The sequence below is a fragment of the Oleiphilus sp. HI0132 genome (assembly GCF_001635845.1).
The window spans coordinates 1-1535 of record NZ_LWGJ01000437.1 but is presented as its reverse complement, the minus strand read 5'-3'; the positions used below and the strand labels follow the sequence as shown (position 1 = coordinate 1535).

The window sequence follows — 1535 nt, the reverse complement described above, 5'->3', positions numbered from 1 at the left end:
GGAGATTCATTCATCCTCATCAAAGGATAGTCATGAAAATTACTTTGCATAACCTCACCTTCAGCAAAAGTAATCTCTCCATAGAGTGCGGCAGTCGCACCAAATATAATTCCGCTTTCCATCTGCATTGTAACGATATCAGGGTTTACAACCATGCCGCAATCTACGGCACAATGCACCGTCAGAAGCTTAACTTGTCCATATTCAACTTTAAGTTCAACTAGTTGCGCAACATAAGAGCCGAAAGACTTATGCACAGCGATACCTTGGTGGACATCTTTAGGCAGCGTACGCCCCCACCCACCTTTTTCTGCAACCAGGTTCAACACTTTAAGTAGTCGCGGTGAATTACCTAAATACTGTTTGCGGAACTGATATGCATCTAGTCCAGCTGACTGAGCTAACTGATCAATTGCACTCTCCACAACGAAAGCGTTAAATGAGTGGCCAACTGAACGCCAGTAGCTTATCGGTACGCCAGCATCGGCCTTGATATGCTTAACACTGATATTTGGTATCGTATAAGGAAAGTCGGCAGCACCTTCATAAGGCGAAGTATCAGCTGGAGTGATTGGCGTTCCCTCGGTCATTAGCCCGGCATGCCCCAGCATTGGGTACATAAACTCAGGCGCCCAAGGAAACATAGCTGGTGAAGCGTCCCATACATACCAATCCATAATCTTGGGCACGACAATTTGATGCTCCCAGGCGACAGGTAGGCCTTTAGTGTCGAGCGCAGCCCGAACCTTGTGCAAACTTGCTGGTCGAAATAAATCGTGCTTGATATCTTCTTCTCTGGACCAAACCAGTTTAATTGTCAGTCCGGTTTTTTCCGCAACCTCAGCAGCCTCGGCAATATAATCTTGACTTAAGCGTCTACCGAAGCCACCCCCTAGAAACTGGTTATGAATAGTTACATTGTCCAGATCGATATTGGTCGCTTTTGCGACTGCAACTTGTGCTACGTCAGGGGCTTGAGTTCCAGCCCATACTTCCGCCTTCCCCTTGCTAACCCTTGCAACGGCATTCATTGGCTCCATGGTGGCGTGAGCAAGAAAAGGCGCTGTAAACTCAAACTCTTCTATATGGCCATCAGCCTCGAGAAGCTCCGCTGTATCGCCGTCTTGACGAATAGATTTGCCGGAATCATTTGCAAGCTTATCCAGATATAGGTTGCTGATTGCATCACTAGTTTCAACACTCTCTTCACTAAATGCCCACTGCGCCTCTAGTACTTTTGATGCTTTCCTTGCTTGCCAATAGGAGTTTGCGACGACAGCTATACCACGGGAAACCTCAAGAACCGAGACAACACCTTTCTGCTGAAGAGCGACTTCGATATTCGCAGACTTAAGTTTGCCCCCATATTTCGGAGCCCGCTCTACAACGCAGTATTTAAGATCCTGCAATTCAACATCGATTCCATAAGCGCTTTCCCCTTTTACCTTTGCAGCTGCATCAAGTCGAGCGTCGAATTTCCCTATGTACTTGAATTGAGCCGGTTCTTTTACCTTTATTTCCTGCGGTAAATCTTG

Annotated in this window: 1 protein-coding gene; it reads right to left on the bottom strand. The window is 46.8% G+C overall.

Features of this window, described 5'->3' with window-relative positions:
* Positions 1–1535 (bottom strand): xanthine dehydrogenase family protein molybdopterin-binding subunit (locus A3766_RS05280; RefSeq protein ID WP_068641855.1); only part of this gene is annotated, 1535 nt, incomplete at both ends.